The 26,703-nt window shown below is 67.7% G+C and carries 25 protein-coding genes; 5 read left to right on the forward strand and 20 right to left on the reverse strand.

All coding sequences use genetic code 11. The annotated features are described in order from the left end of the window. Positions 1-121 precede the first annotated feature (121 nt). From Q8M88_RS12310 to Q8M88_RS12320, 3 genes are all read right to left on the reverse strand, one after another. Positions 122-910 carry an RNA methyltransferase gene (locus Q8M88_RS12310; RefSeq protein ID WP_305597450.1) on the reverse strand — a complete coding sequence of 263 codons (789 nt, stop codon included), beginning with the start codon at positions 908-910 and terminating at the stop codon, positions 122-124. Between the two features lie 22 nt (positions 911-932). Then, positions 933-3,020: a M13 family metallopeptidase gene (locus Q8M88_RS12315; RefSeq protein WP_305597451.1), complete on the reverse strand. Its 2,088-nt coding sequence runs from the start codon at positions 3,018-3,020 to the stop codon at positions 933-935. An 89-nt stretch (positions 3,021-3,109) separates the two neighbouring features. Next, positions 3,110-3,658, reverse strand: a complete 549-nt coding sequence (locus tag Q8M88_RS12320) for an MOSC domain-containing protein (protein ID WP_305597452.1) — start codon at positions 3,656-3,658, stop codon at positions 3,110-3,112. A gap of 144 nt (positions 3,659-3,802) precedes the next feature. On the opposite strand from Q8M88_RS12320, the gene purU reads away from it, so the two are divergent. Both purU and Q8M88_RS12330 read left to right on the forward strand, forming a co-directional pair. Then, positions 3,803-4,693 (forward strand): formyltetrahydrofolate deformylase, encoded by an 891-nt coding sequence (gene purU / locus Q8M88_RS12325; RefSeq protein WP_305597453.1) that lies wholly within the window; start codon positions 3,803-3,805, stop codon positions 4,691-4,693. Between the two features lie 51 nt (positions 4,694-4,744). Further along, the gene (locus tag Q8M88_RS12330) at positions 4,745-6,076 is read left to right on the forward strand and encodes an anthranilate synthase component I family protein (RefSeq protein ID WP_305597454.1); all 1,332 of its coding nucleotides are present in this window, start codon (positions 4,745-4,747) and stop codon (positions 6,074-6,076) included. A gap of 4 nt (positions 6,077-6,080) precedes the next feature. Here the strand turns inward: Q8M88_RS12330 and Q8M88_RS12335 are convergent, their stop codons facing one another. Continuing rightward, on the reverse strand, positions 6,081-6,806 hold the full coding sequence (locus Q8M88_RS12335) for a glutathione S-transferase N-terminal domain-containing protein (protein WP_305597455.1): 726 nt from the start codon (positions 6,804-6,806) through the stop codon (positions 6,081-6,083). A 185-nt stretch (positions 6,807-6,991) separates the two neighbouring features. Here Q8M88_RS12335 and Q8M88_RS12340 point away from each other — a divergent pair, with 185 nt between their 5' ends. Next, on the forward strand, positions 6,992-8,815 hold the full coding sequence (locus Q8M88_RS12340) for a DEAD/DEAH box helicase (protein WP_305597456.1): 1,824 nt from the start codon (positions 6,992-6,994) through the stop codon (positions 8,813-8,815). 4 nt (positions 8,816-8,819) lie between these two features. Here the strand turns inward: Q8M88_RS12340 and Q8M88_RS12345 are convergent, their stop codons facing one another. The 5 genes from Q8M88_RS12345 to Q8M88_RS12365 form a co-directional block, all read right to left on the reverse strand. After that, on the reverse strand, positions 8,820-9,761 hold the full coding sequence (locus tag Q8M88_RS12345; protein WP_305597457.1) for a D-2-hydroxyacid dehydrogenase: 942 nt from the start codon (positions 9,759-9,761) through the stop codon (positions 8,820-8,822). Between the two features lie 126 nt (positions 9,762-9,887). Beyond that, positions 9,888-10,367 carry a lipopolysaccharide assembly protein LapB gene (locus tag Q8M88_RS12350; protein ID WP_305597458.1) on the reverse strand — a complete coding sequence of 160 codons (480 nt, stop codon included), beginning with the start codon at positions 10,365-10,367 and terminating at the stop codon, positions 9,888-9,890. A 128-nt stretch (positions 10,368-10,495) separates the two neighbouring features. Beyond that, complete coding sequence (locus tag Q8M88_RS12355) at positions 10,496-10,858, reverse strand: hypothetical protein (RefSeq protein ID WP_305597459.1); 363 nt, start codon at positions 10,856-10,858, stop codon at positions 10,496-10,498. Positions 10,859-10,933: 75 nt separating this feature from the next. Beyond that, entirely contained in the window at positions 10,934-11,161 is a 228-nt protein-coding gene (locus Q8M88_RS12360; RefSeq protein ID WP_305597460.1) for a helix-turn-helix transcriptional regulator, read from the reverse strand. 165 nt (positions 11,162-11,326) lie between these two features. Further along, positions 11,327-11,902: an NADPH-dependent FMN reductase gene (locus tag Q8M88_RS12365; protein ID WP_305597461.1), complete on the reverse strand. Its 576-nt coding sequence runs from the start codon at positions 11,900-11,902 to the stop codon at positions 11,327-11,329. A 118-nt stretch (positions 11,903-12,020) separates the two neighbouring features. On the opposite strand from Q8M88_RS12365, the gene Q8M88_RS12370 reads away from it, so the two are divergent. Next, complete coding sequence (locus Q8M88_RS12370) at positions 12,021-12,935, forward strand: LysR family transcriptional regulator (RefSeq protein ID WP_305597462.1); 915 nt, start codon at positions 12,021-12,023, stop codon at positions 12,933-12,935. Between the two features lie 6 nt (positions 12,936-12,941). Here the strand turns inward: Q8M88_RS12370 and ppc are convergent, their stop codons facing one another. From ppc to Q8M88_RS12390, 4 genes are all read right to left on the reverse strand, one after another. Continuing rightward, positions 12,942-15,638 (reverse strand): phosphoenolpyruvate carboxylase, encoded by a 2,697-nt coding sequence (ppc, locus tag Q8M88_RS12375; RefSeq protein ID WP_305597463.1) that lies wholly within the window; start codon positions 15,636-15,638, stop codon positions 12,942-12,944. Positions 15,639-15,781: 143 nt separating this feature from the next. Continuing rightward, positions 15,782-18,313, reverse strand: a complete 2,532-nt coding sequence (locus Q8M88_RS12380) for a hypothetical protein (RefSeq protein WP_305597464.1) — start codon at positions 18,311-18,313, stop codon at positions 15,782-15,784. Between the two features lie 493 nt (positions 18,314-18,806). Further along, positions 18,807-19,316 (reverse strand): sigma-70 family RNA polymerase sigma factor, encoded by a 510-nt coding sequence (locus Q8M88_RS12385; protein WP_305597465.1) that lies wholly within the window; start codon positions 19,314-19,316, stop codon positions 18,807-18,809. A gap of 114 nt (positions 19,317-19,430) precedes the next feature. Continuing rightward, complete coding sequence (locus Q8M88_RS12390) at positions 19,431-19,655, reverse strand: hypothetical protein (RefSeq protein WP_305597466.1); 225 nt, start codon at positions 19,653-19,655, stop codon at positions 19,431-19,433. A gap of 336 nt (positions 19,656-19,991) precedes the next feature. Between Q8M88_RS12390 and Q8M88_RS12395 the strand changes: the two genes are divergently transcribed. Continuing rightward, a complete protein-coding gene (locus tag Q8M88_RS12395) occupies positions 19,992-20,201 on the forward strand; it encodes a hypothetical protein (protein ID WP_305597467.1) in 210 nt (69 codons plus the stop codon). A gap of 226 nt (positions 20,202-20,427) precedes the next feature. Here Q8M88_RS12395 and Q8M88_RS12400 read toward each other — a convergent pair whose 3' ends face one another. The 7 genes from Q8M88_RS12400 to Q8M88_RS12430 form a co-directional block, all read right to left on the reverse strand. Next, positions 20,428-20,604 carry a hypothetical protein gene (locus Q8M88_RS12400; RefSeq protein ID WP_305597468.1) on the reverse strand — a complete coding sequence of 59 codons (177 nt, stop codon included), beginning with the start codon at positions 20,602-20,604 and terminating at the stop codon, positions 20,428-20,430. A gap of 124 nt (positions 20,605-20,728) precedes the next feature. Next, on the reverse strand, positions 20,729-21,418 hold the full coding sequence (locus tag Q8M88_RS12405; RefSeq protein WP_305597469.1) for a response regulator transcription factor: 690 nt from the start codon (positions 21,416-21,418) through the stop codon (positions 20,729-20,731). After that, positions 21,415-23,343, reverse strand: coding sequence for an ATP-binding protein (locus Q8M88_RS12410; protein ID WP_305597470.1), 1,929 nt, complete (start codon positions 23,341-23,343; stop codon positions 21,415-21,417). Before Q8M88_RS12410 ends, Q8M88_RS12405 begins: the two co-directional genes overlap by 4 nt. A 2-nt stretch (positions 23,344-23,345) precedes the next feature. Further along, on the reverse strand, positions 23,346-23,837 hold the full coding sequence (locus Q8M88_RS12415) for a prepilin peptidase (RefSeq protein WP_305597471.1): 492 nt from the start codon (positions 23,835-23,837) through the stop codon (positions 23,346-23,348). Then, positions 23,834-24,787 carry a tetratricopeptide repeat protein gene (locus tag Q8M88_RS12420; protein WP_305597472.1) on the reverse strand — a complete coding sequence of 318 codons (954 nt, stop codon included), beginning with the start codon at positions 24,785-24,787 and terminating at the stop codon, positions 23,834-23,836. Before Q8M88_RS12420 ends, Q8M88_RS12415 begins: the two co-directional genes overlap by 4 nt. After that, positions 24,775-25,572 (reverse strand): LytR C-terminal domain-containing protein, encoded by a 798-nt coding sequence (locus Q8M88_RS12425; protein ID WP_305597473.1) that lies wholly within the window; start codon positions 25,570-25,572, stop codon positions 24,775-24,777. The genes Q8M88_RS12420 and Q8M88_RS12425 overlap by 13 nt, the downstream gene beginning before the upstream one ends. Before the next feature lie 35 nt (positions 25,573-25,607). Further along, positions 25,608-26,549: a type II secretion system F family protein gene (locus Q8M88_RS12430; protein ID WP_305597474.1), complete on the reverse strand. Its 942-nt coding sequence runs from the start codon at positions 26,547-26,549 to the stop codon at positions 25,608-25,610. Between the last annotated feature and the right edge of the window lie 154 nt (positions 26,550-26,703).

Raw genomic sequence — 26,703 nt, forward strand, 5'->3', positions numbered from 1 at the left:
CCGGCGCGGGCGAGCGCGAGCGCGCTGGTCAGGCCCAGGGCGCCGGCGCCGGCCACCACCACTTTGCGCGTGCGATGCATGATTCCTAACGAGCGGCTCGGCGCGGGGAAATCAAGGGCTGTCAGGCCAGCTGATGCAGCACGATGCCGCAGGTGGTGGCGAGATTGAGCGAATCGAAACCGTGCGCCATCGGGATGCGTACGCTCGTCATCCGGGCCAGGAGATCGGCGGGCAGCCCTTCTCCCTCAGTCCCGAACACCACGGCGCAGCGCCGCGGCCTGCGGACTTGCGCAAGGGTCGTCGCGCCGCCTGGCGACAGGGCGAGCCCTTCGAAGCCCGCCACGGCCAGCGTGCGCGGAAGGTCGGCGTCGGCCGCAAGCCTCGCGAACGGCACGCTGAGCACGCCGCCGACCGAGACCCGGATGGCCTTGCGATACAGAGGGTCGCAGCAGTGGGCGTCGAGCAACACCGCGCCCACTCCAAAGGCGGCGGCGTTGCGGAACACCCCGCCCATGTTGTCGTGATTGGCGACCCCGCACAGCACCACCACCAGCGCGTCCGCGCCGAGGGTCTGGAGCAGGCCTGCGGGATCAGCCGGCGGCGCGGCCGCGGCGAGGGCGAGGATGCCGCGGTGGATGTGGAAGCCGACCACCGCATCCATCACGGCTTGCGACGCCGAATAGACCGGTGTGTCGGACGGTAGGCGTTCGAGGATCGGCTGGAGCGCTTCCAGGCGTTTGGCGGCGATCAGTACGGAGAGGGTCTGGTGGCGCGACTGGGCGACAAGCCGTTCCAGCACCACCTGGCCCTCGGCGATGAAGCGGCCCTGCCGACCGACCAGATCGCGCTCTCGCACCCCGCGATAAGGTTCGAGACGCGGGTCGTCAGGATCATCGACGGGTTCGATCATCGCGACGCGGCCGGCGCGGCGCTCACCAGATGCGCACGCGTTGATCCGGCGCGAGATGCAGCTTCTCGCCAGGCTTCACCGAGAAGGCCGCGTACCAGGCGTCGAGGTTGCGCACGGTGTCGGCGCGGTATTCGCCTGGCGCGTGGACGTCCGTGACCAGGGCGCGGCGCAGCGACGCCTCGCGGTGCTTGGAGCGGTAGTTCTGCGCCCAGCCGAGGAAGAACCGCTGATCCCCGGTGAAGCCGTCCAACACCGGGGCGGGACGTCCCTTCAGCAAGATCTGGTAGGCGTCATAGGCGACGCTGACGCCGCCTAGGTCGGCGATATTCTCGCCCAGGGTCAGCTCACCGCTGACGCCGGCGTCGGGGAACGGCCGGTAGCCGTCGTACTGGGCGACCAGGGCGCGGCCGCGTTCGGCGAAGTGCGCCATGTCCTGAGGCGTCCACCAGTTGTGCAGCCGGCCCTCGGCGTCGAACAGCGCACCGGTGTCGTCGAAGCCGTGGCTGATCTCATGGCCGATAATGCCGCCGATCGCGCCGTAGTTCACCGCCGGATCGGCCAGGGGGTCGAAGAACGGCGGCTGCAGGATGGCGGCGGGGAATATCACCGAGTTCTGCAGCGGCGCGTTGAGGGCGTTCACCTCCTGGGGCCACATGAACCATTCGGAGCGATCGACCGGCCTGCCCAGCTTGGCCAGGTTGCGGTGGTGCTCGAACAGCTCCGCGCGGACCTGGTTGCCGTAGGCGTCGCCGCGCACGATCTCCAGACCCGAATAGTCGCGCCAGGTGTCCGGGTAGCCGATGCCGACGCGCATTTTGGCGAGCTTTTCGCGCGCCTTCGCGCGGGTGTCGGGGCTCATCCAGTCGAGGGCGACGATCCTGCGATCGAAGGCTGCGCGGATGTTCTCAACCATGGCCTGGGCCTCGGCCTTGGCGGCCGGCGGGAAGTAGCGTTCCGCGTACAGCCGGCCGATCGCGTCGCCGAGCGCAGTGTTGGTGTGGTCGACGGCGCGCTTCCAGCGGGCCGGCTGTTCGGGCGTGCCGTTGAGCAGGCGGCCGTAGAAGGCGAAATCGGCGTCCGCGAAGGCCTTGGGCAGGAACGCCGCGGCGCGGGAGACGGCGTGGTAGGCGAGATAGTCCTTCCAGGTGTCGATCGGCTCGGAGCCGACGAGGCGCGCGATCCCCGAGATCGCCGTGGATTGCCAAACCCCAACTGTCGGCTGACCCGCAAGGCCGGCTGCGGCGAAGTAGGCGCTCCAGTCCAGCCCCGGCGCCTTGGCGGCGAACTGGGCGGGGGTCCAGCGGACATCGGCCTTGGCGACATCGGTGGTGTCGACGCCCGACCAGTGCGCCCGCGCGATGGCGAGCTCCAGGGCGAGTATGCGGCCGGCGCGCTGGTCGCCAAGGTCGTAGCCTGCAAGCGTCAACATCGCCGCGACATGGGCCTGATAGGCGGTGCGCAGCTCGCGGAACCGCTGCGTATCGGAAAGGAAGTATTCCCGGTCAGGCAGACCCAGGCCGCCCTGCATAAGGTACGGCAGATAGCGGGTCGTGTCGTGCAGGTCCTCCGCCACCCAAAGGCCGAACAGACGATCAGTGTAGAGGTCGGTGCTGTTCAGCGGGTCGACGTCTGCGCGCAGCGTCGCGCCGAGTTCGCGGGCGAGATCGGCGCGCGAATGTATGGCGGCGATGCGATCCAGCTCCGGGCGGAGCGGCGCGGCGGCGGCCGCCTCGATCGCCGCCTCGTCCATGAAACTCGCGTAGTAGTCGCCGATCCGCTGGGCGTTGGAGCCGGCCGGCGCGTTCGAACGCCCCGCGTCGGCGATGATCGCCGCCGTGCGCTGGGATGCGATCTCACGCAACTGGGTGAAGGTGTTGACGCTGGACCGGTCCGGGGGGATCTCGACGGTCTCGACCCAGCGGCCGTTCGCGTGGTCGAAGAAATCGTCCCCCGCCGAGATCTTGGGATCCATCCCGGCGACGTCGAAGCCGAAAGTCCCGTATTGCGGCCCCTTGGCGGCGATCGGCGGCTCGGCTGGAAAGGACGTGGCGCAAGCGACGAGCAGCAGCGGCGCGCAAGCCGCCAGCACCGAACGTCGCCAGAAGCTCATCGCGGCCCTCCCCGATCTTGGCGGCGTCGTCTGAGCGGACGCCCACAGCCTTTGTGACATCGCCGCCCGTCGCAAGCCAGACCGGCGCGTCACACGACACCCAGGGCGCGGAACGGGCCAGCTGGGAGCTGCACCTCGATGACGTCTCCCGGATGCACGTCGCCTCCGGCCACCACCACCGCCATGACGCCAGCCTTGCGCACCAGGCCGCCGGCGGCGTCGCGGCCGAGCGTGGCGGCCATCAGGCCCGGCTGAAAGCGGTCGAGCTGGATGCAGGGGTTGCGCAGGCCCGTGACCTCGATCACCGCCTTACCGCCCAGTCGCAGTCGGGCGCCCGCCGGCAGAGCGAGAAGGTCCAGGCCGCGAGTGGTGACGTTCTCGCCGAGCTGACCGGCCTCGACGGGAAAGCCGGCGGCGCGCAGCGCCTCGTGCAGTTCGGCTTGCATCAGATGCACCTGCCGCAGGTTTGGCGCAGTCGGGTCGCGCATGACGCGGGAGCGGTGTTTGACCGTGGCCCCGGCGTGGGCGTCGCCCTCGACGCCCAGCCCGGCCATCAGGCGGATGGAGAGCTGGTTCGGCTTGGAGAAGCGATGGCCCTTGGCGCGGCTGACGGCGACGACTTCGCCCTGGTCGATCACGCCGCCGCCCCACGAATGGGACGAGCGAGACGCGAAACGCGCTTCGCCTGATCGAAGAGGAGTGTTGCGGACACGGACATGTTTGCGGTTCTACAAGGATTCCCGCGTCATTTCGCGTCACCGATCACCACGCCAAGACCACTCATGCCCATCGATATCCCGCTGCGGCCGTCGGCCGAGGAGCCCGCGGCGCCGCTGCTGCTCAGCCTGTCGTGTCCGGACCGCATCGGCATCGTCGCCGACGTATCGCGGGTGCTGGTGGAGAACGGCTGCAACATCATCGAGAGCGCGCAGTACGGCGATCGGGAGAACGGCCGGTTCTTCCTGCGCACCGGCTTCGAGTCCACCCAGGGCCGCACGCTGGACGACCTGCGCGCGGCGTTCGCGCCGGTGGCGGCCAACTACGGCATGGATGCGCAGTTCTTCGACATGAACCGGCGCACGCCGACCCTGTTGCTGGTCTCGCGGCTGGGCCACTGCCTGAACGACCTGCTGTTTCGCTGGCGCAGCGGCGCCCTGCCGATCGACATCAAGGCGGTGGTGTCGAACCACCTCGACTTCGCCGAGCTCGTGACCAGCCACGGCCTGCCGTTCCACCACCTGCCGGTGACAGCCCAGACCAAGGCGACGCAGGAGGCGGCGATCGACGCACTGGCCGCCGCGCACGGAGTGGAGCTGTTCGTGCTCGCCCGCTACATGCAGATCCTGTCGCCGGAGATGTGCGCGCGCCACCCCGGCCAGGTGATCAACATCCACCACTCGTTCCTGCCGAGCTTCATCGGGGCCCGTCCCTATCACGCCGCGCACCGGCGGGGCGTGAAGCTGATCGGGGCGACAGCGCACTTCGTCACCGAGGACCTGGACGAGGGCCCGATCATCGAACAGGCGGTCGAGCGGGTGACCCACAATCTCTCGGTCAACGACTATGTGGCGGTGGGCCGCGACCTCGAGAGCTTGGTGCTGGCCCGGGCGATCAAGTGGCATGCCGAGCACCGGGTGCTGCTGAACGGCTCGCGCACGGTGATCTTCCACTAAGGGCGGGCGCGTCGCTGGCGGACGACGCGTGGCCGGGCTATGGGCGCCGGCATGAGGTCCACCGAGATCATCGAGACCGGGTGGCGCGAACCCGTGGAAGCGCTCGCGCCCTTCGCCGAAGAGCCCTGGACGCTGTGCCTGCTGTCGGGGCGCGTGGGCGCCCGGTGGTCGTACCTCATGCGCCAGCCCCTCGAGACGCTGACCGTCGACGCGGCCGATATGGGCGACGCATTCTCCGCACTGGCGGCTTTGGCGGGCGAGGTGTGCGCCGGGGCGGTTGGCGGGCCGCCATTCCAGGGCGGCGTCGCCGGACTGCTCTGCTATGAACTCGGCGACCAGGTCGAGCGGCTGGGGCTGGAACGTTTCGAAGGCTGGCCGGACGTCGCCTGCGGGCTCTACGCGACGGTGCTGGCGTTCGATCACATTGAGCGCCGGGTGCTGGGGGTCGGACGCGGCGCCGACGCCGCACAGGCGCGCACCCGGGCGCTGGAGGCGCTTGGCTGGCTTGAGGCCGCTACGCCGCCGGCCGCGGTGATGCAGTCGCCCCTGCAGGCGGACGATGGTTGCGCCTACGAGGCGGCGGTGGCCGAGGTGGTCGAGCGGATCGGCGCCGGCGAGATCTTTCAGGCCAATATCGCCCGGCGCTGGCGCGGGCGGCTGAAAGCGAACGGCCGGCCCAATGCCGCGTTCGCCCGACTGGCGTTCGCGAGCCCCGCCCCGTTCGCCAGCTACCTGCGGCTGCCCGGCCGCGCGGTGGTGTCGAATTCACCGGAGCGGTTCCTGAAGGTGACGCCGCTCAATGGCGCCCTGCACGTGGAGACACAGCCGATCAAGGGCACCGCGCCGCGCAGCGCCGATCCCGCGTGCGATGCGGCGCTGGCCGAGGGCCTCGCGGCGTCGTTGAAGGACCGCGCCGAGAACCTGATGATCGTCGATCTGATGCGCAACGACCTGGCGCGGGTCTGCGCGCCCGGCAGCGTCGCCGCGCCCAGCCTGTTCGCGGTGGAGAGCTTCGCCAACGTGCACCACCTGGTCTCGACGGTGACCGGGGTGCTGGCGACAGGGAACGGGTCTTGCGATCTGTTGCGTGCAGCGTTCCCGCCGGGCTCGATCACCGGGGCGCCGAAGGTGCAGGCGATGCGGGTGATCGCAGGCCTCGAGGCGCCGCGCGGACCGTTCTTCGGCGCGATGATCCACCTGGGCTTTGACGGGGCTATGGACTCCAGCGTGCTGATCCGCACGGCGGCGTTCACCCAGGATGAGGACGGCTGGCGGGTGGAGGCGCGCGCGGGCGCCGGTATCGTCGCCGATAGCCTGCCGCCCGCAGAACGGCGCGAGACCGAGGCGAAGATCGCCGCGCTCGCCGCCGCCTTGCGGGGCTGACGCCTCAGGCCGGAACGGGCCGGGCGCGCTGGTTGTAGATCATCTTGCGGCGGCGCTCCTGCTCCTCCGGCGACAGGGTCGCGGGATCCTCCGGGGTCACGCGCGGGGCAACCGCCATGCCGCGCTGGACGCCCGGACGCGCCGCAAGTTCCTCATGCCAGCGCTTGAAATGCTTGAACTCCTCGACATCCTGGCCCTGCCCCTCCCAGTTGGCCGACCAGGGATAGGCGATCATGTCGGCGATGCTGTACTCGTCGCCCGCCAGGTAGCGGCTCTGGTGCAGGCGCGTGTTGAGCACGCCGTAGAGGCGGTTGGCCTCGTCGTCGAAGCGACGGCGCGCATAGGCCTGTTCCCCATGCTCGGGGCCCAGGCGGCGGAAGTGGCCGTTCTCGCCCATCTTCGGGCCCTGATTGGCCATCTGCCACATGACCCACTGGGTGACCGCGTACTTGCCGCGCGGATCCTGCGGATAGAAGCGGCCGGCCTTTTCGGCCAGGTACATCATGATCGCGCCGGATTCGAAGATGCTGATCGGCTCGCCGCCGCCCATGGGCTCGTGATCGACAAGCACAGGCATGCGGTTGTTCGGGCCGATCTTGAGGAAGGCGTCGGTGAACTGGTCGCCTTTGCCGATATTGCAGTCGACGATATTGTACGGCGTGCCCAGCTCCTCCAGCAGGATGGTCACCTTCTTGCCGTTCGGCGTGGGCCAGTAGTGCAGGTCGATCATGACGCGTCTCCCTAGTCATTCCCTGACGGGTTCGCCCCGACGCTAACGCTGCGGCGCCCGCTCTCAACCGAGAAATTCTACACTCCGGCGTCCCGCAACTGCGAAGGCGATGGCGAGGGCGGCGGGAACGTGCTCAAGAGCGCGCTTCGCGGATGTTACGGCCGCGCGACGCCCCGCAGGATGTTATGCCCTTCTCCCAAGTCAAACCCGCGCTGCAGCGCGCGCTCGCCGAGCGCGGCTATCAGGACGCGACGCCGGTCCAGGCCGCGGTTCTCGCCGCCAGCGCCGAGGGACGCGACCTGCTGGTCTCGGCCCAGACGGGGTCGGGCAAGACCGTGGCATATGGGCTGGCCGCGGCCATCGACCTGCTTGGCGACGGCGAGACCATGGGTCCGGCCGGCGCGCCGCTGGAGCTGGTGGTGGCGCCGACCCGCGAGCTCGCCATGCAGGTGGCGAGCGAACTGGCGTGGCTCTACGCCTCCGCCCAGGCGCGGATCGCCACGTGCGTCGGCGGGATGGATTCGCGGCGCGAGCAGCGCATGCTGGCGGCCGGCGCGCATATCGTCGTCGGCACGCCTGGGCGTCTGCGCGACCACCTGGAGCGCGGCCATCTTGAACTCTCGGAGCTGAAGGTCGTCGTGCTCGACGAGGCCGACGAGATGCTCGATCTGGGTTTCCGCGAGGACCTGGAGTTCATCCTGGAGGCGACGCCGGCCGCACGTCGCACGCTGCTATTCTCGGCGACCATCGCCAAGCCGATCGCCAACCTGGCGCGCAGCTATCAGCGCGACGCCGTGCGCATCGACACCACCCGCCACGACGAACCGCACGGCGACATCGACTATCGCGCCATCCGCATCGCGCCGAACGAGATCGAGCACGCGGTGGTCAATGTGCTGCGCTACTTTGAAAGCCCCGGCGCGCTGGTGTTCTGCGCCACCCGTGAGGCGGTGCGGCACCTGTATGTGAACCTGCGCGAGCGCGGCTTCGCGGTGGTTGCGCTGTCGGGCGAGCTGACCCAGAAGGAACGCGGCGAGGCGATGCAGGCGTTGCGCGACGGACGCGCGCGGGTGTGCGTCGCCACTGACGTCGCTGCACGCGGGCTGGACCTGCCGGACCTCGGGCTGGTGGTGCACGCCGACATGCCGGCGAACAAAGCGGGCCTCCTGCATCGGAGCGGTCGCACGGGGCGCGCCGGGCGCAAGGGCGCGGCGGTGCTGCTGGTGCCGTACAACAAGCGCCGGCGGGTGGAGCAACTGCTGGAGTCGGCGAACATCGCCGCCACCTGGAGCGGACCGCCCAGCGGAGAAGAAATCCGCGCCGGCGACCAGGCGCGGCTAGTCAACGACCCGATGCTTTCGGAGACGCCCACCGAGGAGGATCTGGCCCTCGCCCGTTCGTTGCTCAACGATCGCACGGCCGAGCAGGTCGCGGTGGCTCTGGTGCGGCTGCATCGCGCCGCCCTGCCCGCGCCCGAAGACGTGTTCGACGACACCCGTGGCGGGTCCACGCCGACCTCGGTCTCCGGGCCGATCAAGACCTACAAGCCGGAGCGCGACGCCCTGGTCGATCCGATCCCCGGCGAGTTCACGCGGATGGGCCCGGACGACGTGTCGTGGTACCGGCTGACGACGGGGCGCAGCAGCGGCGCGGACCCCAAGTGGCTGATTCCGCTGATCTGCCGGCTGGGTCACGTCACCAAGCGCGACATCGGCCAGATCCGCATCTTCGATCGCGAGACAAAGTTCGAGATCGCCAAGGCGGTGGAGGCGAAGTTCGCCAAGGCGATCGAGGCGACGGTCGGTGACGACATCCGCATCGAGGAAGCCTCAGCTCCGCCGGCGCGAAACTTCAAGGGCGGCCCGGGAAAGCCCGCGGGTAAACCCGCCGGTGGCGGGAAGCCAGGCGGCAAACCCTACAAGGGCAACAAGCCAAACCAAGGGCCGCGGCCCGCCTTCGCCGGCAAGCCGAAGCCCGGCGGCAAGCCGACGCACAAGCCTCGCCCATAGGTCGCTAGTAGCCCAGGTCCAGGTCGACGACGTTCTGGAGCGGCTCGCCGGCGACGTAGCGCTTCAGGTTCTCCAGGAAGAAGATCGCGCCACGCTCGGCGAGCCTGGTCTGGGCGCGCCCGGACAGGTGGCTGGTCATGATCACGCCCGGCGTCGACCAGACGGGATCCTCGGGCGGCGCGGGCTCAGGTTCGACCACATCGAGGAAGGCTCCCGCGATAACCTTGTCGTTGATCGCCTGCAACAGGACCGGCTGATCGATCACCGCGCCGCGGGCGATGTTGATAATGAAGGCCGACGGCTTCATGGCGGCCAACTCCGCCGCGCCGATCAGCTTGTCAGTCTCTTGTGTGGCCGGGGCGGCCAGGATCACCCAGTCGAACTCGCCCAGCCGGGCGCGCCACTGATCGGGGCCGAGGGTGGCCGGGTCGCTGCTCGGGTTGCGGCGCACGCCCACCACTTCGACCCCCAGGCCTTCCAGGCGCGTGCCGATATGTTTGCCGATGGCGCCATAGCCGACGATCAGCGCCTTGGATTCAAACAGCTCGCCGACCCCGGGGGCGTCACGGGGCCAGACGCGGCTCTCCTGGATCTTCAGCAAGGCTGGAAGGTTCTTGGCCAGCGCGAACATGCCCATGATCGCATACTCGGCGACGGGGATGGAGTTCAGGCCCGCGCCGTTGGTGAGCACGATGCCGCGTTCCTTGAAGGTCGCGAGCGGCTGGGCGCTGACGCCGGCCTGGACGGTGAAAACCCACTTCAGCCCGCGTCCGACCTCCAGCGCCTCGGCCATGGTCGCCGGGTTGATGATGTCGAGCCAGCCAGCCTCGACCTCGCCGGCGGCGGCGACGGCGCCCTTTGACCCATCATACCAGACCGGCTCGACGCCCGCCGGCAGCTTGCCTTCGAGAAAGACGCGCGCGCGTTCGCCGATGGCTACCTTCATGTCTCATCCCCAGTGGTGATGGCGGCGGTTCACGAGCCGGATCGGCAAGGACGCCTGTCCTGAACCCATCTTCGCGCAACGCAACGCCACGCGTCCAGCCTTGAGGATGTGTTTGGGCCGTGCCGATCAGGCGGCGGGCGGACGGCCCGCGGCCAACGCGGCCTCGACCCGCGAGATGGCGGAGCGAAGCTCGGGCGCGCAGGCCTTGCCGCACAGCGCGGCGCGCGCCTTCAGGGCGTCGAGGTCGACGCGGGCCTTGTCGAGCTGACCCAGACGGGCGAGCACCACGGCGCGCTCTGTACGTGCAGGAATAGATTGCGGGTCGTTGACCAGCGCCTTGTCGAACTCGGCGACCGCGCCGGCCAGGTCGCCCTTGCGCGTCTTGACCAGACCCAGCAGGTGACGGCCGGCGGAGCCATGCGACGCCGTCTCCACGAGGCCGAGCGCAGCGGCCTCGGCGCGATCCAGTTGCCCGGCATGCAGGGCCTCGACGCCCTTGCGGTAGTCGTTGGCCGCGGTGTCCTGCCGTGTCGCGACGGGCTGCGGAGACTCCAGCGTCGGCGCTGCGTGCGACGCCGTTGCGGCGAGCGCAACGACCCAGCCCAAGACAGCCAATCTGATTGCCGGCGACATTCTCCCTGCTCCGGGGCGCAACAGCTTGAATCTAGACCTTAGCGGCACGCAGCGTAAGTGCCGGGCCGATATGGCGTTCGGACGCAGGACTTTGGGTGCGGTCAGGGGGCGGCGCCCAGTTGGAACGAACCCGCGGCGACCGACACCGAGCTCTGAACGACCGAGGCCACGCCAGTGTTGAAGCTCACCGACTGGATGCCCGTGAAACTTGAATCGCCCGACCCTCCGGAGATCAGGATGTCGCCGGTGCGGAAGGTCGCCGGACCTTCGATGCGCATGTCCAGGCCGCTGGAGACGCCGCTGAGTTCCTGGATAGAAAGGGTGCGGGCGCCGCTTGCGCCGTCGCCGATGTCGACAGACGACAACGCCTCACTCACGGCGGCGTCGATACCGGGCGGCAGCGTCTGCTGCAGGCTCTGCAGGTCCAGCAGAGCTCCGAGAGCGGCGATGGCGGCGACGATCATGGCGGTCTCCGAACAAGAGACCGTCACTGTGCCCGGGATCGTTTAACGAATGCTGAGGGGTGGCTTACGCCGCCGTCAGGCGGGTGCGTCCAACTCGAAGCCGACAGGTTTGTAGCCGTGTAGAAACGACTCCACGGCCACCGCCACCGGCCCGGAGATCATCCGGCGCCCGGATTCCATCTCGAGGACCCGCTTCTCACCCTGGGACGGGCCGCCGGCCAGGCGCAGCGCACGCGCCAGTTCCGCGGGGGACCACCGCAGGGCTTCACGCGCCTGTTTCAGGTGCGGTCCGGTCGTGATCATCGCCGTCCATCTTCCGATCGCCCGCAGCAGGGCCGCCGCGGAGCGCTACATCGCGCAGCAACGCCCCGGCGTCGAGCAATCAATACCAAGCGGCGAAGATGTGGCGGCGAATGATCAAGTTCCGTCCAACTGGGGCTGGACGCCCTACCCTGTCGCGAAGACGCCTTAAGCTGGCTCAGCAGGCGCGCGAACATGGCGCTCCACCCAGCCCTGGAATGCGCCCAGGAAGGTCTTCAGGAACTTGGCGGTGTCTTCCTTGGCCACCTTGCCCTGGTCGTCGAACAGAGAAGCCGTGCCGCTGATGTAGGCCTCCGGTTGCTGCAGGGTCGGGACATTGAGGAAGACCAGCGACTGACGCAGATGGTGGTTCGAGCCGAAGCCGCCCAGCGCGCCCGGCGACTGGCTGACCACCGCACCCGGCTTGCCGTCCCAGACGCTCGAACCGTAGGGGCGCGAGCCGACGTCGATGGCGTTCTTCAGCACGCCGGGCACCGAGCGATTGTACTCAGGCGTGACGAACAGCACGGCGTCAGCCGACTTCACTTCGGCGCGGAAGCGCGTCCAGGCGGCCGGCGGAGCCTCGTCGAGGTCGGGATTGTAGTGCGGCAGATCGCCGATCTCGACGATGCGCAGATTGAGTCCGGGCGCGGCGAGACCGGCCAAGGCGGTCGCGAGGGCTCTGCTGTAGGAGCCTTTACGCAGGCTGCCGACGATGACGGCGACGGTTGGGGCGGTGCTCATGGTGTCTCCAGTGATTTGGCGCCCGTGGGGTCGCCGCGGGCTCCGACTTCAAGTGGGCTCTTCCCAGCACGTTGATAACGCGTCAGATTCGGATCAGTCTTTTTCCATATGGGAATTAATGCGCGTGGATCGTGTCGACGCCCTCAGAACGTTCATCGCGGTCGCGGATGCGCGCAGTTTCACCGAGGGGGCGCGACGGCTCGGGATCTCCCCCAGCCAGGCCTCCAAGGTGGTGATGCGGCTGGAGGATCGGCTTGGCGCCCGCCTGCTGAACCGAACAACGCGCGACGTGGCGCTGACCGACGTCGGGCGCGCCTATCTCGAAAGCGCTCGCGCGGTCGTCGAAGCCTTCGAGACCTTGGACGACAGCGTGCGAGACGATGGCCAGCCGCGCGGGCTGTTGAGGATCTCGGCGCCGGTGACCTTCGGCGCGGCGGCGCTGCAATCCGCCTTGTTGGCGTTCGCCCAAGCCTATCCGCAGGTTGGGCTGGAGGTCTCGTTCTCCGATCGCACAGTGAACCTGGTGGACGAGGGCTTCGATGTAGCGGTGCGGATCACGCGGCTGGCCGACTCTTCGCTGATCGCGCGAAAGCTGGCGGAGACACGGATCGTGGTCTGCGCCTCTCCCGATCATCTGCAGCGCCACGGCACGCCGCAGACGCCGGAGGCGCTGGCCGGACGGGAGGCGATCCTGGACTTGAACCTGCGCGAGCCGACGCTGTGGGATTTCAGGGTGGCCGGCGCCAGACGCGACGTTCGGGTCGAGGGCCGCCTGCGGTTCTCCAGTCCCGCCGCCTGCCTCGATGCGGCGCGCGAAGGGTTCGGGATCGCGCGCGCGCCGGCGTTTGCGGCAGCCGACGATCTGCGCAGCGGACGACTGGTCCCGATCCTGACCGCGTTCGAATGCGAGCCGATCGGGGTGCATGCGGTCTACCCGCACGCCCGTCACCTGGCGGCCAAGGTGCGGGTGTTCGTCGACTTCCTGGCCCGCCGCTTCGCCGGACGTCCGGCGTGGCATGTGGGGTGGGGATGACCGACCTCACCCGCTGTTGCGCAAGCCCGCCGCGACGCCGTTGATGGTCAGGTGGACGCCTTCACGCACGGCGGCGTCGGCGTCGCCCATGCGACGGCGGCGGATGAGCTCGATCTGCAGGTGGTTCAGCGGGTCGATGTAGGGCAAGCGCGAGCGGATGATCTCGGCGAGGTCGGGGTTCTTCTCGAGCAACACCGACTGGCCGGTGATCGCCAGCACCGCCTTGCAGGTGCGGTCCCATTCGGCGCGGATCAGGCCGAAGATATTGTCGGCGAGCGGCCGATCCTCGACCAAGCCTGCGTAGCGCCGGGCGATGTTCATGTCGCCCTTGGCCAGCACCATTTCCATGTTGGCGAGCGTGGTGTTGAAGAACGGCCAGGTCTCGTAGAGCTCGCGGAGCTGGTCGATGGAGGCGCCGGCCGCCTCGACGGCGGAACCGAAGCCGTACCAGCCGGGCAGCATGGTGCGCGACTGCGACCAGGAGAACACCCAGGGGATGGCGCGCAGGCCGTCAATGCTGCGCCGGCCCTGGCGCTGAGCAGGGCGGCTGCCGATGTTCAACTCCATGATCTCGTTGATCGGCGTGGCGGAGTAGAAATACTCAACGAAACCAGGCGTTTCGCGGGTGAGTTTGCGGTAGGACGCAAAGGCGGCTGCGGCGAGAGCATCCATCACCTCGCCGTTCACCGCGGCCGGCGGCGCGTTCGAAGGACGGCGCAGGGACGCCAACAGCACGCCGGCGGTGAGGGTCTCCAGGCTCTGGCGGGTGAGCTGCGGATCGGCATATTTGTTGGCCACCACCTCGCCTTGCTCGGTGACGCGGATCCGGCCGCCGATCGTGCCTTCGGGTTGGGCCAGCAGGGCGTCGAAGCTGGAACCTCCGCCGCGCCCGACCGCCCCGCCCCGGCCATGGAAGAGCTGCAGGCGCAGGCCCGCGTCCTGGGTGACCGTGGCCAGCGCTTTCGACGCCTGATGCAGTTCCCAGGTGGAGGTCAGGTAGCTGCCGTCCTTGTTGCTGTCCGAATAGCCGATCATCACCTCCTGCAGCCGCTGCTCGGACAACAGCGCCGCGACCAGCGGCAGGGACAGGTAGTCACGCATGGTCTGCGGGGCCGCGCGCAGGTCGGCGATGGTCTCGAACAGCGGCTCGGCGAGGACGTCGGCGCGGGGCTGCGGCCCCGGATGGAACAGGCCCACTTCCTTAAGCAGCAAGTAGACCTCCAGCAGGTCGGAGACCGAGGTGGTGTTGGAGACGATGTAGGCCTTGATCGCCTCTGGCCCGTAGAGGCGCCTCGCCTCCCCGGCCACCTGGAGCACTGCATATTCGCGCTGGGTCTCTTCGCTGTACGGGGCGAAGGGCGAGAACAGCAGCCGGCCGTGGCCGAGCTCGCCCAGCAGCAGGTCGCAGCGAGCCTGCTCGTCCAGGTCCTCGTAGGCGGCGCAGACCCCTGCCCCGGCCAGCAGTTCGCCGATCACGCGGGCGTGGACGGCGGAGTTCTGTCGCAGGTCGATGGTCGCCAGATGGAAGCCGAAGCAATCGACGGCGCGCAGCAGCTCCGGCAGCGGCCCCTCGACAAATCGCGGGCCCTGCTTGGCCACCAGGGAATCCTGCACGATCTGCAGGTCGCGCCGGAAGGCTTCCGGGCCAGAATAGGGTTCGGCCGGAAGGCTGGATGACGGCGCACGGGCGTCCAGCGTCAGTGCCGGATAGCTCGCCTCCAGGCGGGCGAAGACCCCAGCCAGCGCTCGACGGTACGGCTCGTCGACGCGGTGCGCTGAATTGTCGCCGGACCGCTCGGCCAAAGCCTGCAGTTCGGGCGTGATCTGCGCCAGGTCGCCCGACAGAGACAATTCGGCCCCCAGAGCGCGCAGGCGCCCCAGATAATACTGCAGGGCGGCGCGGGACTGGCGGGCGAGCGCATGGCGCAGCACCTCCGCGGTGACGAAAGGATTGCCGTCGCGGTCGCCGCCGACCCAGGATCCGACCCGCAGGAAGCTCGGCAGCGGCTCGGCGGCATGCAGGCGTCGCGCCCAGTGGGCGTAGAGCCTCGGCAGTTCGATCAGGAAGCTGCGTTCGAAGTAGGAGACGGCGGTCTCGATCTCGTCGCCGACGCCCGGCTTGGCGTTGCGCAGCAGCCGGGTGCGCCAGAAGATCGACACCTGCCGCAGCAGTTCGGCTTCCGCCTGTTCGCGCTCATCGTCGCTACGGGCGTGTTCGAAGGCGTCGAGATCAGCGCCGATGGCGTGGGTGCGGTCCAGCACGCTCTTTCGGCGTACTTCGGTGGGATGGGCGGTGAGCACGGGCGCGATCAGCGCGTCACGCAGGAAAGCGACCACCTGTTCGGGGCCGACGCCTTCGTCCTTCAGCGTACGCAGCACGCCGGCGAGCGTGTCGTCGCGCGCGTCGCCCGCCTGGCCGCGGCGGCGCTGGATCTGATCCTCGGCGATGTTGGTGATCTGCAGGAAGCAGGCGAAGCTGTGGGCGAAGCGCACGGTGTCCGGCAGGCTGAGACCGGCCAAGCGGCGTTCCAGCAACTCGGCGCTCTGCGGGTCTGCGTCGCGATGGAAGGCGACCGAGGCCTGGCGGATCTCCTCGATGCGGTTGAACAGCGCCTCCCCGTCCTGGGCCTTGATGACGTCGCCCAGGATGCGGCCGAGGAAGCGGACGCTGGAGCGGAGCTGGTCAGGAAGAGACTGGATCATCACCGACGTTGAAGCACGGATTTCGCCGGCCGCTTAGTCCGCAAGGCGTGCGACGACGCCGATTGGCCCGCCACGCACGCCGGACGCGCACGCAGAGGGCTCAAAGCCCGCGAACCCGCCGCCGCGCCAAACCAGGCGTCGCGTCAGAAGAACAGCTTGCGGATCGTGAATCGAACCGAACGGCCCACGGGATCCAGCAGGTCTGGCTGGTAACTGATCGGCGTCGTTCCGGTGATCGTGCGGACCTGTTGACGGGCGTCGAACAGGTTGTCGATGGCGGCGGTGGCGCGCATGCCGCGCAGCCACTGATGGTCGCGGGCGTAGGGTTGCGCGCCCAGGTCGGCGAACAGGCGCAGGCTGACGGTGGTGAAGTCCGAGAACTTCAGGTCCTGGGCGGCCGCCGCGCCGGTGATGCGCGTGGCGCTCTGCCACTTGGTGTTCATCGCCACGCCCAGGCCGCCGCGCGTGTAGTTGGCCTGCAAGTCGATCTGGTGACGGGACGACCCGCCGCCAGCGCCAAGCGCCGCGCCGTCCAGCAGGTCGAGCGCCGGCTGGCCCGCGCCGATCAGCACGTCGTCTCGGAAGGCGACCGTATGATAGAGGCCAATCTGGAAGACGCCGCTGCGCGGTCCGCCGCCGAAGCCGCCGAAACCGCCCCGCCCACCGCCCGGGCCGCCCCGGAAGCCGCCGCCCATGCCGGCCATGCCAGCCCCCATCCCGCCGCCTGGACCTGCGCCCATCGCGCCGCCTGCGGGACGATGCTCGCCTGGCGGCGGGCCGTCGGGCGCCGCCTCGCCCTGGCGTGGCGTGGCCGGGGTCGCGCCCGCGCCACCCTGGGCGGGGGTCTGAGCCTGGGATCGCGCCTGCTCTCGACGGGCGCGCTCCTGCTCGAAGCGCTGACGCGCGGCGGCGATCTGCTCGGGCGTCGGCTGCGGGCCCACCGGCCGCGAGAAGTTGAACCCCCAGCGCAGCTCGTCGCGGGACTGGCGGGCGAAGTTCACGGGACGCGCGTCCAGCTGCACCAGCACGCCGGCGGCGTTGCGGATGAAGCGATCCGGGAAGGCGCTTTCCACCTGGGTCGAGGCCGAGGGAAAGGCGACGATGGCGTCGCGGGTGCGGCTGGAGACGTAGTTGGCCTGGAACGTCAGGTTGGTCTTCTCGAAGGGCTTGTAGGTCGCGCCCAGCTTGAGGACGTCGCGGCGCCCGCTGTTCAGCGCTTGCGATCCACCGGTGACGCGGGTGATCTCGGCAGTCTGGCCGGTTTGCAGGTCGAACACGCGCACGCCAGGCGTCGCCGTCACCGGGTCGCCCAACTGGTTGATGGTCGGGGCCTGGTCGGTGCGGGTGAAGGACGCCAAGAACCGCAGGGGCTTCACAGGCGTCCAGTTCAGACCCCCGCCCAGGGACTCGAGGTCTCCAAAGTCGGACAGGTGCTGATAGTTCAGGTTGAGGTTCGCCGACAGCTTGCCGATGGCCTGGCCCAGGCCTTCATCGGCGCGGGTCAACGGCACGTCGAAACTGGCCTGCAGTTGGCCGATGCTGCGGCTGAGGTCGCTGGAGGTGACGGCTCCGGCGCGAAGGGAATCGCTCTCCAGCTCGACGGTGGAGGCGCGCGCGGTGAAGGTGGAGCTGACCGTGCCCGCGGGCAGCGAGAAGAGGGCGCGGTTCAGCACGACGTCTGATTGGGCCGAGGTGACCTGGGTGCGCGTGCGGTCGGTGTAGCCGAGGCCGGCCAAGGCGCGGTCGGTGGTCGACTTGGAGACGTTACGACCCACCTCGCCGGTGTACGACCATTGCCAGCCGGCGTAGGCGCCGCTCAGGGCGCCGGCGAGACTGCCGTCATTGGACTCCGATCGCCGGACCAGCGCCTGCGGCCCGAACGGCGAGAGGCCGAGCTTAGCGGTGCTATCGGTAGCTTCGTAGGTCCCATTGATCGTGCCGGAGACGCCGGCGTCTCCCAACGGCTTGGCCAGGACGGCGTTGAGGACGACGTCGTTGGATCGGGGTTGAAGCGTGCGAAAGGCGTCGCCGCCGACCACGTCGCGATCGCTCTCGAGGATCGAGTCGACGCGCGTGGCCTTGGCGTCGAGGGTCAACCGCTCACCGCGACGGATACGCAGGAGGCCCGCGTGGGCGCCGACCGTCTCGCCGCCGCCGGATTGGGTGGGCACGCTTGTTGTGGCCTCCGCCAGCTTGGCGTTGAAGCGCTGCCGCAGGACCATGTTCACGACCTTCTGGTCGGCCGGGTATCCGTATTTGAGCGACACTTCCTCGGGCAGGATCTCCACTCGGGCGATGGCCTCGGTGGGCAGGTCGCGGACCTCGGCGAAGCCGGAGACGCGCGCGCCGTTGATCAGAACGACGGGCCGCCCGCCCGAGCCCTGGCCGCTGGTGGTCTGAGGCGACAGGGCGTCGAGCAATTCTGAGACGTTGGCCGCCCCGAAGGCGCGGATCTCGCGGGCCGAGAGGGTGACCTCCGGCGTGATGTCACCGATCACCGAGCCCGGCAGAGTGCGCGTGCCGCTGACCACCAGTTCTTCAACCTCAGTCTCATCCGGCTCCATCGTCTGGGCTGTCGCGGAGCCAGCGCCAAGCGCGGCGGCGGCGACGCTGATGGTGAGCAGGCCACGAAAGGTGTTCGCCCGAAGGTGACGCTCGGTGTGTAACGGACGCAAAGGAACTGAACTCCAGACTTGAAGCCAAACCGGCTGGTGGCTCGGGCTTAGAGCGGATGGCGCTTAAACCGGGCATGAACACCGCCCTCATCCGCCACACTGACCGCCAAGATGCACAGCGCGCGACGGGCGCCCGAGACCACGCCGTTGGACAGACGGCGCAGCGCCATCCGATAGCGCGCTGCGCGTGTTTCACACCGATTGCGATTAAGCGGCATGACTATTTCAAAGGGCGACTGCCCTTCGCCCGTCGCGTTGTAGGTGACGGGGCGCCCGTCAGCTCCGCGAGCCGGGCGTTGGCGCATCCAGCCCTCGCTGGCGCAGCCGCACGGGGCGTAGCTCAGCCTGACGGCTTTCGCGTGTTACCGCCTGCCCGGTTTGAACGGGGGACCTCTAGATCTGCAATCTAGGACGAACCGCCTATTATCAGATGGTTAGATGGTTCCACGCGTCTAACCTATCCTACTTGCCGCAGAGCAGTCGGCACTGCTGATCAAGATGAATAGGTCGGATCAACAATCATCTCCGCCAACTTGCGGCGCGCTCTGAACACCCGACTTTTGGCCGTGCCCACGGGGCAGTCGAGTATCGCGGCGATATCCTCATAACTGAAATCGCCAGCGAAAATCAGTAGTATGGCCTCCTGCAACTGCGGCGTGAGTTGTTGGATCGCCTGCAGAATTTCGAAGTATTCCAGACGCCAATGTTGGTATCCATCCTCCGTCAGCTCCGCCGCGAAGCGGCCATCAACGTCTTGGACCGTCGTTCGGCGACGCCTGGTTTCGGTATAGTGAACGTTTCGGAGTATCTGGAACAACCAGGCTTTGAGGTTCGTACCTGGTTTATACGAGACTCGAAACCGCCAGGCACGAAGCAGCGCCTCCTGGACCAGATCGTCTGCGTCCGAGCGGGAGCGTGTGAGCGCCAGCGCATAGCCCCGCATGGGCCCGATCAGCCGCTCAATCGACTCTTTGAACTCGTCAGACACGTTGAGCCTGCTCAAGGCGACGCCGACCTTCGTAGGAGCGACTCGAGGTGTCGACGATCCACGGCCGCCATGCGCCGGTAATGGAGCGGAGCGCCTGAACCGCGCCTGATCGGTGAATTTCGCGCGATTTCATCGGCGCTCGCGCGGCGGTCGCATCCGCCTGCGAGGCGGATCGCCTGGGCTGCGAGACACACGGCCGAGCATCAATGCGCCACGGAGGACATCAACCGCATCGCAGTCGGTGAGCAATCGCCAGGCGTTGTGGGTCGCGGCCTCATCGTCGGCGAGCGCGATATCGACAGCGCCCAGGACACGGTCCTCAGCGCCAAGCAGGTAGAAGCGGTAATCGGGCATGACGACGCCTAACTGGCAGCCGCGCACCGCGCCGAACGGCCGAGCCGGTCATCGTCGACCACGATCGCTCTCTGCTCATCCCAGATGATGCGCCGCGCTGCATTCAACTATAGTTCGTTCGCCCTCAATCCACTATAATATTCTCGACGGGTAATTGTGCAATTAATAACACATTAAAATGCAATATGCTATGTCGGGAAGCCGACGTTTTTTGATATATTGTTTTGCGGAATCCCCTATTCTGATTACTTGAACAATTGGGCGCTGCACACGACCGACGATCTTCCGCCTGGTGACTGTGAAGAAGCGACTCGTCTTCGTTTTCCTGGGTACGTGTTGAACATCGAACACATCGTCTGCCTTCTGGGCATCGCCTATATCGCGGGAGCGTTGACACGTTTCGCCTGGCGGTTTCGCGACAGGACGCACCGACGGCGCGCCGCCAACGCGCGCGTTCGCGACGTCAATCAGACGATCGCCGGCGCAAGGAGGGACAACGAGACCATCGCAGCCCGTGCAACCGAGCGGGACATCCGCCTAGATTAGCTAAGACCCGGCTCAGAACGATGTTGATCGATCAGCGCCGGGTCCGACGGCGCGCCCGCCTCAAGGGACGGTCCGCGATCATCTTGAGGTGCGGGAGCGTCCACGTCCTGTCGGCGCGGCATAGGCCGGGTCAGAGCCCATAGGATCAGATAGGTTCCGAGAAAGGCCGCAAGGCCACACAGTGCGAAGCTCATCAACATGATGCTGGCGCGCCTCGTTCGCGGGCTTACTCGTCCGGATACCTTGCGACCAGGCGCGCGCCTTCTCTGAGTTCGACCTCGAGCGTGTCGAGTTTCAGTTCCTTCAGAGCAGCGATCGCCTCGTCGTCATCGTGACAGTTGATCGCCGGGCCGCGTTCCAGATGACCGTCGCTTTTGATCCAATAAATTCTGTAAATGCGCACGCCAGACCCCGGCGGCGTAAGTTCAGTAATCGCACGCAGCCAAGGAAATCGTACACACCTCCACCGCAATCACCATAAAAACGGAATTAGACTGCGGCGAATTTGAGGGGAAAACGCCCTCGCCTCACGCGCTCAGGCGATATCCGAGGCCTTGTTCCGAAATCAGGTAGCGCGGTGCGGCCGCATCGGGTTCGATCTTACGCCGCACCTGCCATGCCAGCACGCGCAGGTGCATGACGTCCGCGTCTCCGCTCACACCCCAAATTCGGGTGACGAGTTCCTCGTGCGAGACGATGTCCCCGTTCGCGTCGGCGAGCGCGCGCAGCAGCTCGGTTTCGCGTGCAGTCAGGCGCTTGGTGGCTCCCTCCACCACGGCGATGCGGCTGCGGAAGTCGATCTCGATATTCTTGGAGCTGTAATTGCCGGGCGCGCCGGCCCCGAACGGCGGTCGCACAGCCACGCGGACACGCGCCAGCAACTCACCGACGCCAAACGGCTTGGCCACATAGTCGTTGGCGCCACGGTCGAGCGCGGCGATCTTTTCGTTCTCTGACGCCCGCGCCGACAGCACAAGGATCGGCGCACGTGTCGTCGCGCGCGCCTGGGTGATGACGTCCTTGCCGTCGAGGTCTGGCAGGCCGAGGTCGAGCAGGATGACGTCGAACGTCTCGTTGGCGATACAAGCGATCGCCTCTGCCCCGGTCTTGGCGAGCGTAGTCGCGTAACCAGCCGCCGCGAGCGTCGAGCCGAGCACGCGGAGAAGCTGCTCCTCATCCTCGACCAGCAGGACCTTGGCTATCTTGGTCGTTGTCACGGAACCTCCGTCGAAAGCGGTAAGGTGATCGAGACTACAAGGCCCGTGCGCTCGTCCGAGCGTGCGCGGCAGGCGATCGCGCCGTCCATCAGTTCAACCAGGCTCTTGGTGATGTAGAGGCCAAGGCCGAGGCCGGGCGCCTGGGCCGTGCGGCTTCGAAAGAAACGGTCGAAGATTCTGGGCAGGTCCTCAGGCGGCACGCCGGCGCCTTCATCGCTGATTTCGAGCACCGAGCGTCCCTCCTCGACGCGGCCGCGCACCGTGACCACGGAGCCTTCCGCACTGAACTTGATCGCATTCTCCAGGACATTGCCCAGGATCTGTCGCAGCGGGACGGGATCGGCGTAGATCGGCCGGTCCTCTATCCGCACGTCGAGGAAGCGCCGGGCTCCCCCCGCTTCGCCGAATGACTCCCAGACATCGTAGAGGGCGTGCTCAAGGTCGATCGCGCGCGGCTTGATCTCGATCGATCCGGATTCCAGGCGGGCCACGCCCAGGAAATTCTCGACGTAGCGGTTGAGCCGATTGGCCTGCTCCTTGATGATCAGCAGGAAGTCGTGACGGCTGCCTTCATCGTATTGGGCCGACTGATCCAACAAGTTGGTGACCGAACCCACGATGCTGGCGAGCGGCGTGCGGAAGTGGTGCGACACCGCGTCCAGCAAGATCGTCCGCAACTGTTCGGTGCGGGCGACGAACTCCATCTCGGCTTTTTCGGCGCTGAGCTGCGCGCGCATGATCGCGGACGCGCCAAGGTCGGTGATGACCCCGACGATCTGGTCCAGGGCCGTGCGGTCCTCTACTGGCGCAGCGTGCGTGCGCCAGGACACCACGCCCACGTCACGTCCGTTCACCGACATGCGGCGAAGGCGCCAGGGCCCGATCTCCATGGTCTGGTTGGGCTCGAGTTGCTTGGGATCCACCTGGGGCGGCGGTCCGCCGCCGATGTGCTCGTGCAGCACGGCCCCGGTGTCGTCGGTGATGCGCACAGAACCGTCTCGCAGCGCGCCGATCAGCGCCTCGTAGAGGATCGAACGCAGCGCGTTCTGGTCGGTCTCCAGGGACAGGCTGTGCCCCGTAGTGAACAGCGCTTCAATGGCTTGGCGTTCATCACGCGCGCGGGCGCGCATCGCGCCCACCCAACCGCCGACGCCGCCAAACATCGCGAGGTTGGTGAGTCCCTCGACCGGATCCAGGTGGAATACAGCATGTGGACCGCGCACCACCGCTTCCTGGGCCAGCGTCGCCAGCACCGCCGCGAGCAAAGCGGAGCTAACCCCGAATTTCGAAGCTGAAGCCAGCACCGCGATCATCAGCAGCGCCAGGACGATCGAGTGGCCCAGCAGCCCCTGCAGCAACGCCGCCGCCGCCGCTGCGATCACGATGAGCCCCGTGGTCGTCGCCGCCCGCCCAAGCTCGGCCATCCAACGGCCCGCGCCCGTTGAGGCGGCGCGGTTCAGGAACTGGCCGATGGCCCTGCCTTCGGTGTGGACCGAGAGGGTCTGCCCAGCCTTCATCAGCGTCTTAGCGGCGTTCTGCCGGCGCTTCACGCCATCGGTGTACAGGCCGGCGAGCCAGGCGGCCGCGAGGAACAGAATGACGTTCAGGGCGTCCTTGCCGGTGTCGAAACGCCAGGAGAACACCGACAGGCCGAGGAACAGGCTGTAGGCGGCCGCTGCGGCGAGCGCCGCCAGGAAGCCATACCAGACCCCGAACACAGCCGAAGCGACCAGCACGGGGACCAGGAAGATGATCTGAACGCGGTCCACACCTAGGCCGTAGAACAGCCCCAGCGACACGAGGTAGGCGACCAGCACCAAGCATAGGGTCTGCAGGCATCGGACCAGCGCCGTCCCCGACTCCCTGGCCTGCTCGTCCTGCTCAGTCCCCTGCCGCGCCTTCATCGCCGAAATGCCCCCCGCCATGGTCATGTCCAGGATTGGAGGAAGCCGCTAGTCCAGCTGGCGAGAAGCGCCGCGCATGCGATCGGGACCCCGTAGGGAATCCCCCCGGCGCCGGTCTCGCGACCACGCTTTGTCAGGCCCGCCAGGGCTCGCTTTGGGCGCACGACCAGCACGACCACGGCCATCAACCCGCCGATCAGCACAGTGGCGAGGGCCAGGGCGCCGAGGTTTTGCAACCCCGCGAACAGCGCCGTCGCGGCGAACAATTTAGCGTCGCCCGCGCCGATGACGTTGAACGCAAAGAGGGTGAAGCCGGCCGCAAGGCTTATTCCCGCCGCGGCGAGCGAGGCCCACAAGGGGTGGGGCGACAAGCCGGCCGACACGACTGCCGCGAAAACCGCGATGAGCGCGACGACCGCCCAGTTGGGGATCCGTCGAAAGAGGATGTCGCTCACCATGGCCAGGACCAGCGCCGCGACGTAGGCGGCCACCAGGGCGAGCGCGATCGCCTTCATGGCGCGTGACCGCCAGCCACGACGCTGCCCTTTCGCAGGCCGCGAACCAGCGTGAGGTTCTCGTAGGCGCGGCTGTAGAAGCTGCCCCTGGCTTCGATCGCCTGATTGAACAAGCTCTCCGCCTGATCGAGATCGCCCCGGAGCATGGCGACGAAGCCGGCGTTGTTGAGCACCGCGGCGCGGTCCTCAGATGCGCTGATCGTGGTGGCCTTTGCGTAGTCGCCGCGCATCGCAAGCGCGAGACGCAGGTTGGTCCGGGCCTGGGACAAGCCCGGGTCCTTCTGCAAGGCGCTGACGAAGGCGCCGGTCGCCTCTTCGTAGCGCCCTTGCAACATCATGGAGTATCCCTGGTTGCAGTAGACCTCGGCTTGCGCGCTCGGGGCCTTCAACGCCTGCAGGTAGGCGTTCTCCGCCTCCGCCCAGTTCTTGCGGCGGTCCTGCTCGACGCCGAGGGCGTTCCAGGCGCGCCACAGGTTAGGGTCGGCCATTGTCGCCTGGGTCAGAGCCTTCACCGCCTCGTCCGACCGGTTGAGGCGCGAGAGCGTCAGTCCCCTCCCCTCTGCCGCGCGGGCGCCGAGCGCCGGGTCGGCCTCAGCGGCCGCGAAGCTTGCGAGCGCGGCGTCATAGCGGCCCTTCGCAAGGTTGAGGCGCCCCGACAGCAACACCAGCCGTAGGTCGCGTTCACCACCGGCGAAGGCCTGGTCGAGCAACCTACCCGCGTCGGACAAACGATCGTCATCCAACGCGCGTTGGACGGCCTCAACGACGCCCGCGCTGGCCGGCGTCGGATGTCGCGTCGCTGCGGGCGCCTTGTCGCGTCCGAACAGGCCCGCTTGCGCCGGCTGCCCGGCGATCAGCCAAGCGATCGTCGCCGTGGCCAGTAATCCGCCCTTGATCCATCCCGCTTTCGCGGGCGACCTTGAGGCTGAAGTCATGATCAGCTCTTCCATCGCATCGTCCCCCCCAGCACAATCACCAGGCCCTGGCAGGTCGATTTGCAGTCGACCAGTCGGGCCTCGAACGGCAGCGTGCGCGCAAGCGCCAGGGCCGCCTCACGATGTTGCGCCGGAAACTCGATCAAAGAATGAACTTGCGGCGCGCGGACCGTCTCGATCTCGCGCGCGACCGACCATCCGCGCGCGACGAGCTGGTCGCGCAACCGGGTCGCGGAATCCGCAGCCGCGATACCGGCGACGATGTTCAACCTGCGCCCGACCAGCAGTGGCGCCGTCCGCGGCGTGATCACAGACTGGGCGAGGTGCAGGCCAGGCGCCGCCGCTGCAAGGATCGGCGCGGGCGGGGTCGCCGGCTGCGCAACCGCGACCAGGCCACCGGCGTCCTCCTGCAAGGCCAGATACCGCCCCTGCAGCAGGGTCGAGTACTTGACGTTCGCCAGGACAATCGGCGACCCCGGTTCAGATTTCAGGGCGTCCGCGTAATACCGCGCGCTGAGTTCGAAGCGCCCGAGCTTGTCGTAGACGACGCCAAGGGCGTTAAGCACCCGGACGTCCGACGGCGCCACATCCCGCGCATACTGCAGGAGCTCCAGCGCGCGGCCGTAGCGCCGAGCTTCGATCTCGCGGGACGCGGCTTCATAGGCCCGGTCGATCGAGGTCTGCGCGCCGAAGGTGGTAGGCGTTACGATCGAACGCACCGCAACTGTCTTCTCCGGCTGCAGCCAGCTCCATGCCTTCGGAATGGACGTGCAACCGCCGAGGCCGAGGCCGAGCGCCAACAGCGCCGCCGTGAGGCCGGTAAGCCTTGTTCGGGTCATCTGACTGTTCCTCGAAGCGCAGGCAGCAGCGTCTGGGCCACCTCGATGCCTGCCGGGAGCATCAACGATGCGACCACCACAGGCAGGATGCAGGCGACCAGGGGGATGGTCAGCAGGACCGGCACGCGCATCGCCTTCTCCTCGGCTTTGACGAAGCGCGTTTCGCGCATCTCCTGCGAGTAGATGCGCAGGGTCTGCGCAATACTGGCGCCCAGGCTGTCCGTCTGAATCAGCAGGGCGGCGAAGGATCGGATCGCGGCCACTTCGGTGCGTTCGCCGAGATTGCGCAGGGCTTCGGCGCGGCTGCGGCCGGCTCGCAACTCCTGCGACACGATGCCGAACTGGCGCGAGATCAACGGGTGCGATTCACGCGTCTCCTCGCCCACCTTGACGAACGCCGCCTCCATTCCCAGTCCGGCTTCCACGCAGACAACGGTCAGGTCCAGCGCGTCAGGAAACTCGTTCTCGAGCTCAGACTGCCGACGCGAGCCCATGCGATCGACGATCGCCTGGGGGGCGATGAACCCGGCGCCGCATAGCGCCAAGGCGAGAAAGATCAGCTTCGTCCCGACGACGGGCTCGCTGGTCAGGGTCTGGCCGACCAGGAACAGCAGCGGCAGCCCGATCGCCAGAGACAGCCGCAGGATCACGAACAGGATGGGGGCCGAGAGCTGTTCGAAGCCCGCGCGACGAAGCTGGCGCGCCAGCTTCGCGCCGTCATTGGGGTCGGCGAACGCCGCTTGCGCCCAAGCGAGCACCGGACTGGAGACGTTCTGCGGCTTGATCAGCTTCTGGTTCGACGCCGACCGAGCGCGGTCGCCGGTCAGGCGCCGCTGAACCGCACCCAGTGTGCGCAGACGTTCGATGCCAATCAACGCCATGGCGGTGACCGCGACAAAGACGGCGGCAAGTACTCCGAACTGCAAGAAAACGCCCATGCCGCCCTCAATACCTGAAGTTAATTATGCGACGCATGATCAGAAGTCCCACAATATACAACAGCACTATACCGCTTACGATCGGCCAAAACACAGGATTCGAGAATTTGCTGGTGTAGAATTGGGGCTGGGTAAGCGACAGGAATGAGATCAA

The organism is Phenylobacterium sp., assembly GCF_030693805.1.
Lineage (GTDB): Bacteria > Pseudomonadota > Alphaproteobacteria > Caulobacterales > Caulobacteraceae > Phenylobacterium.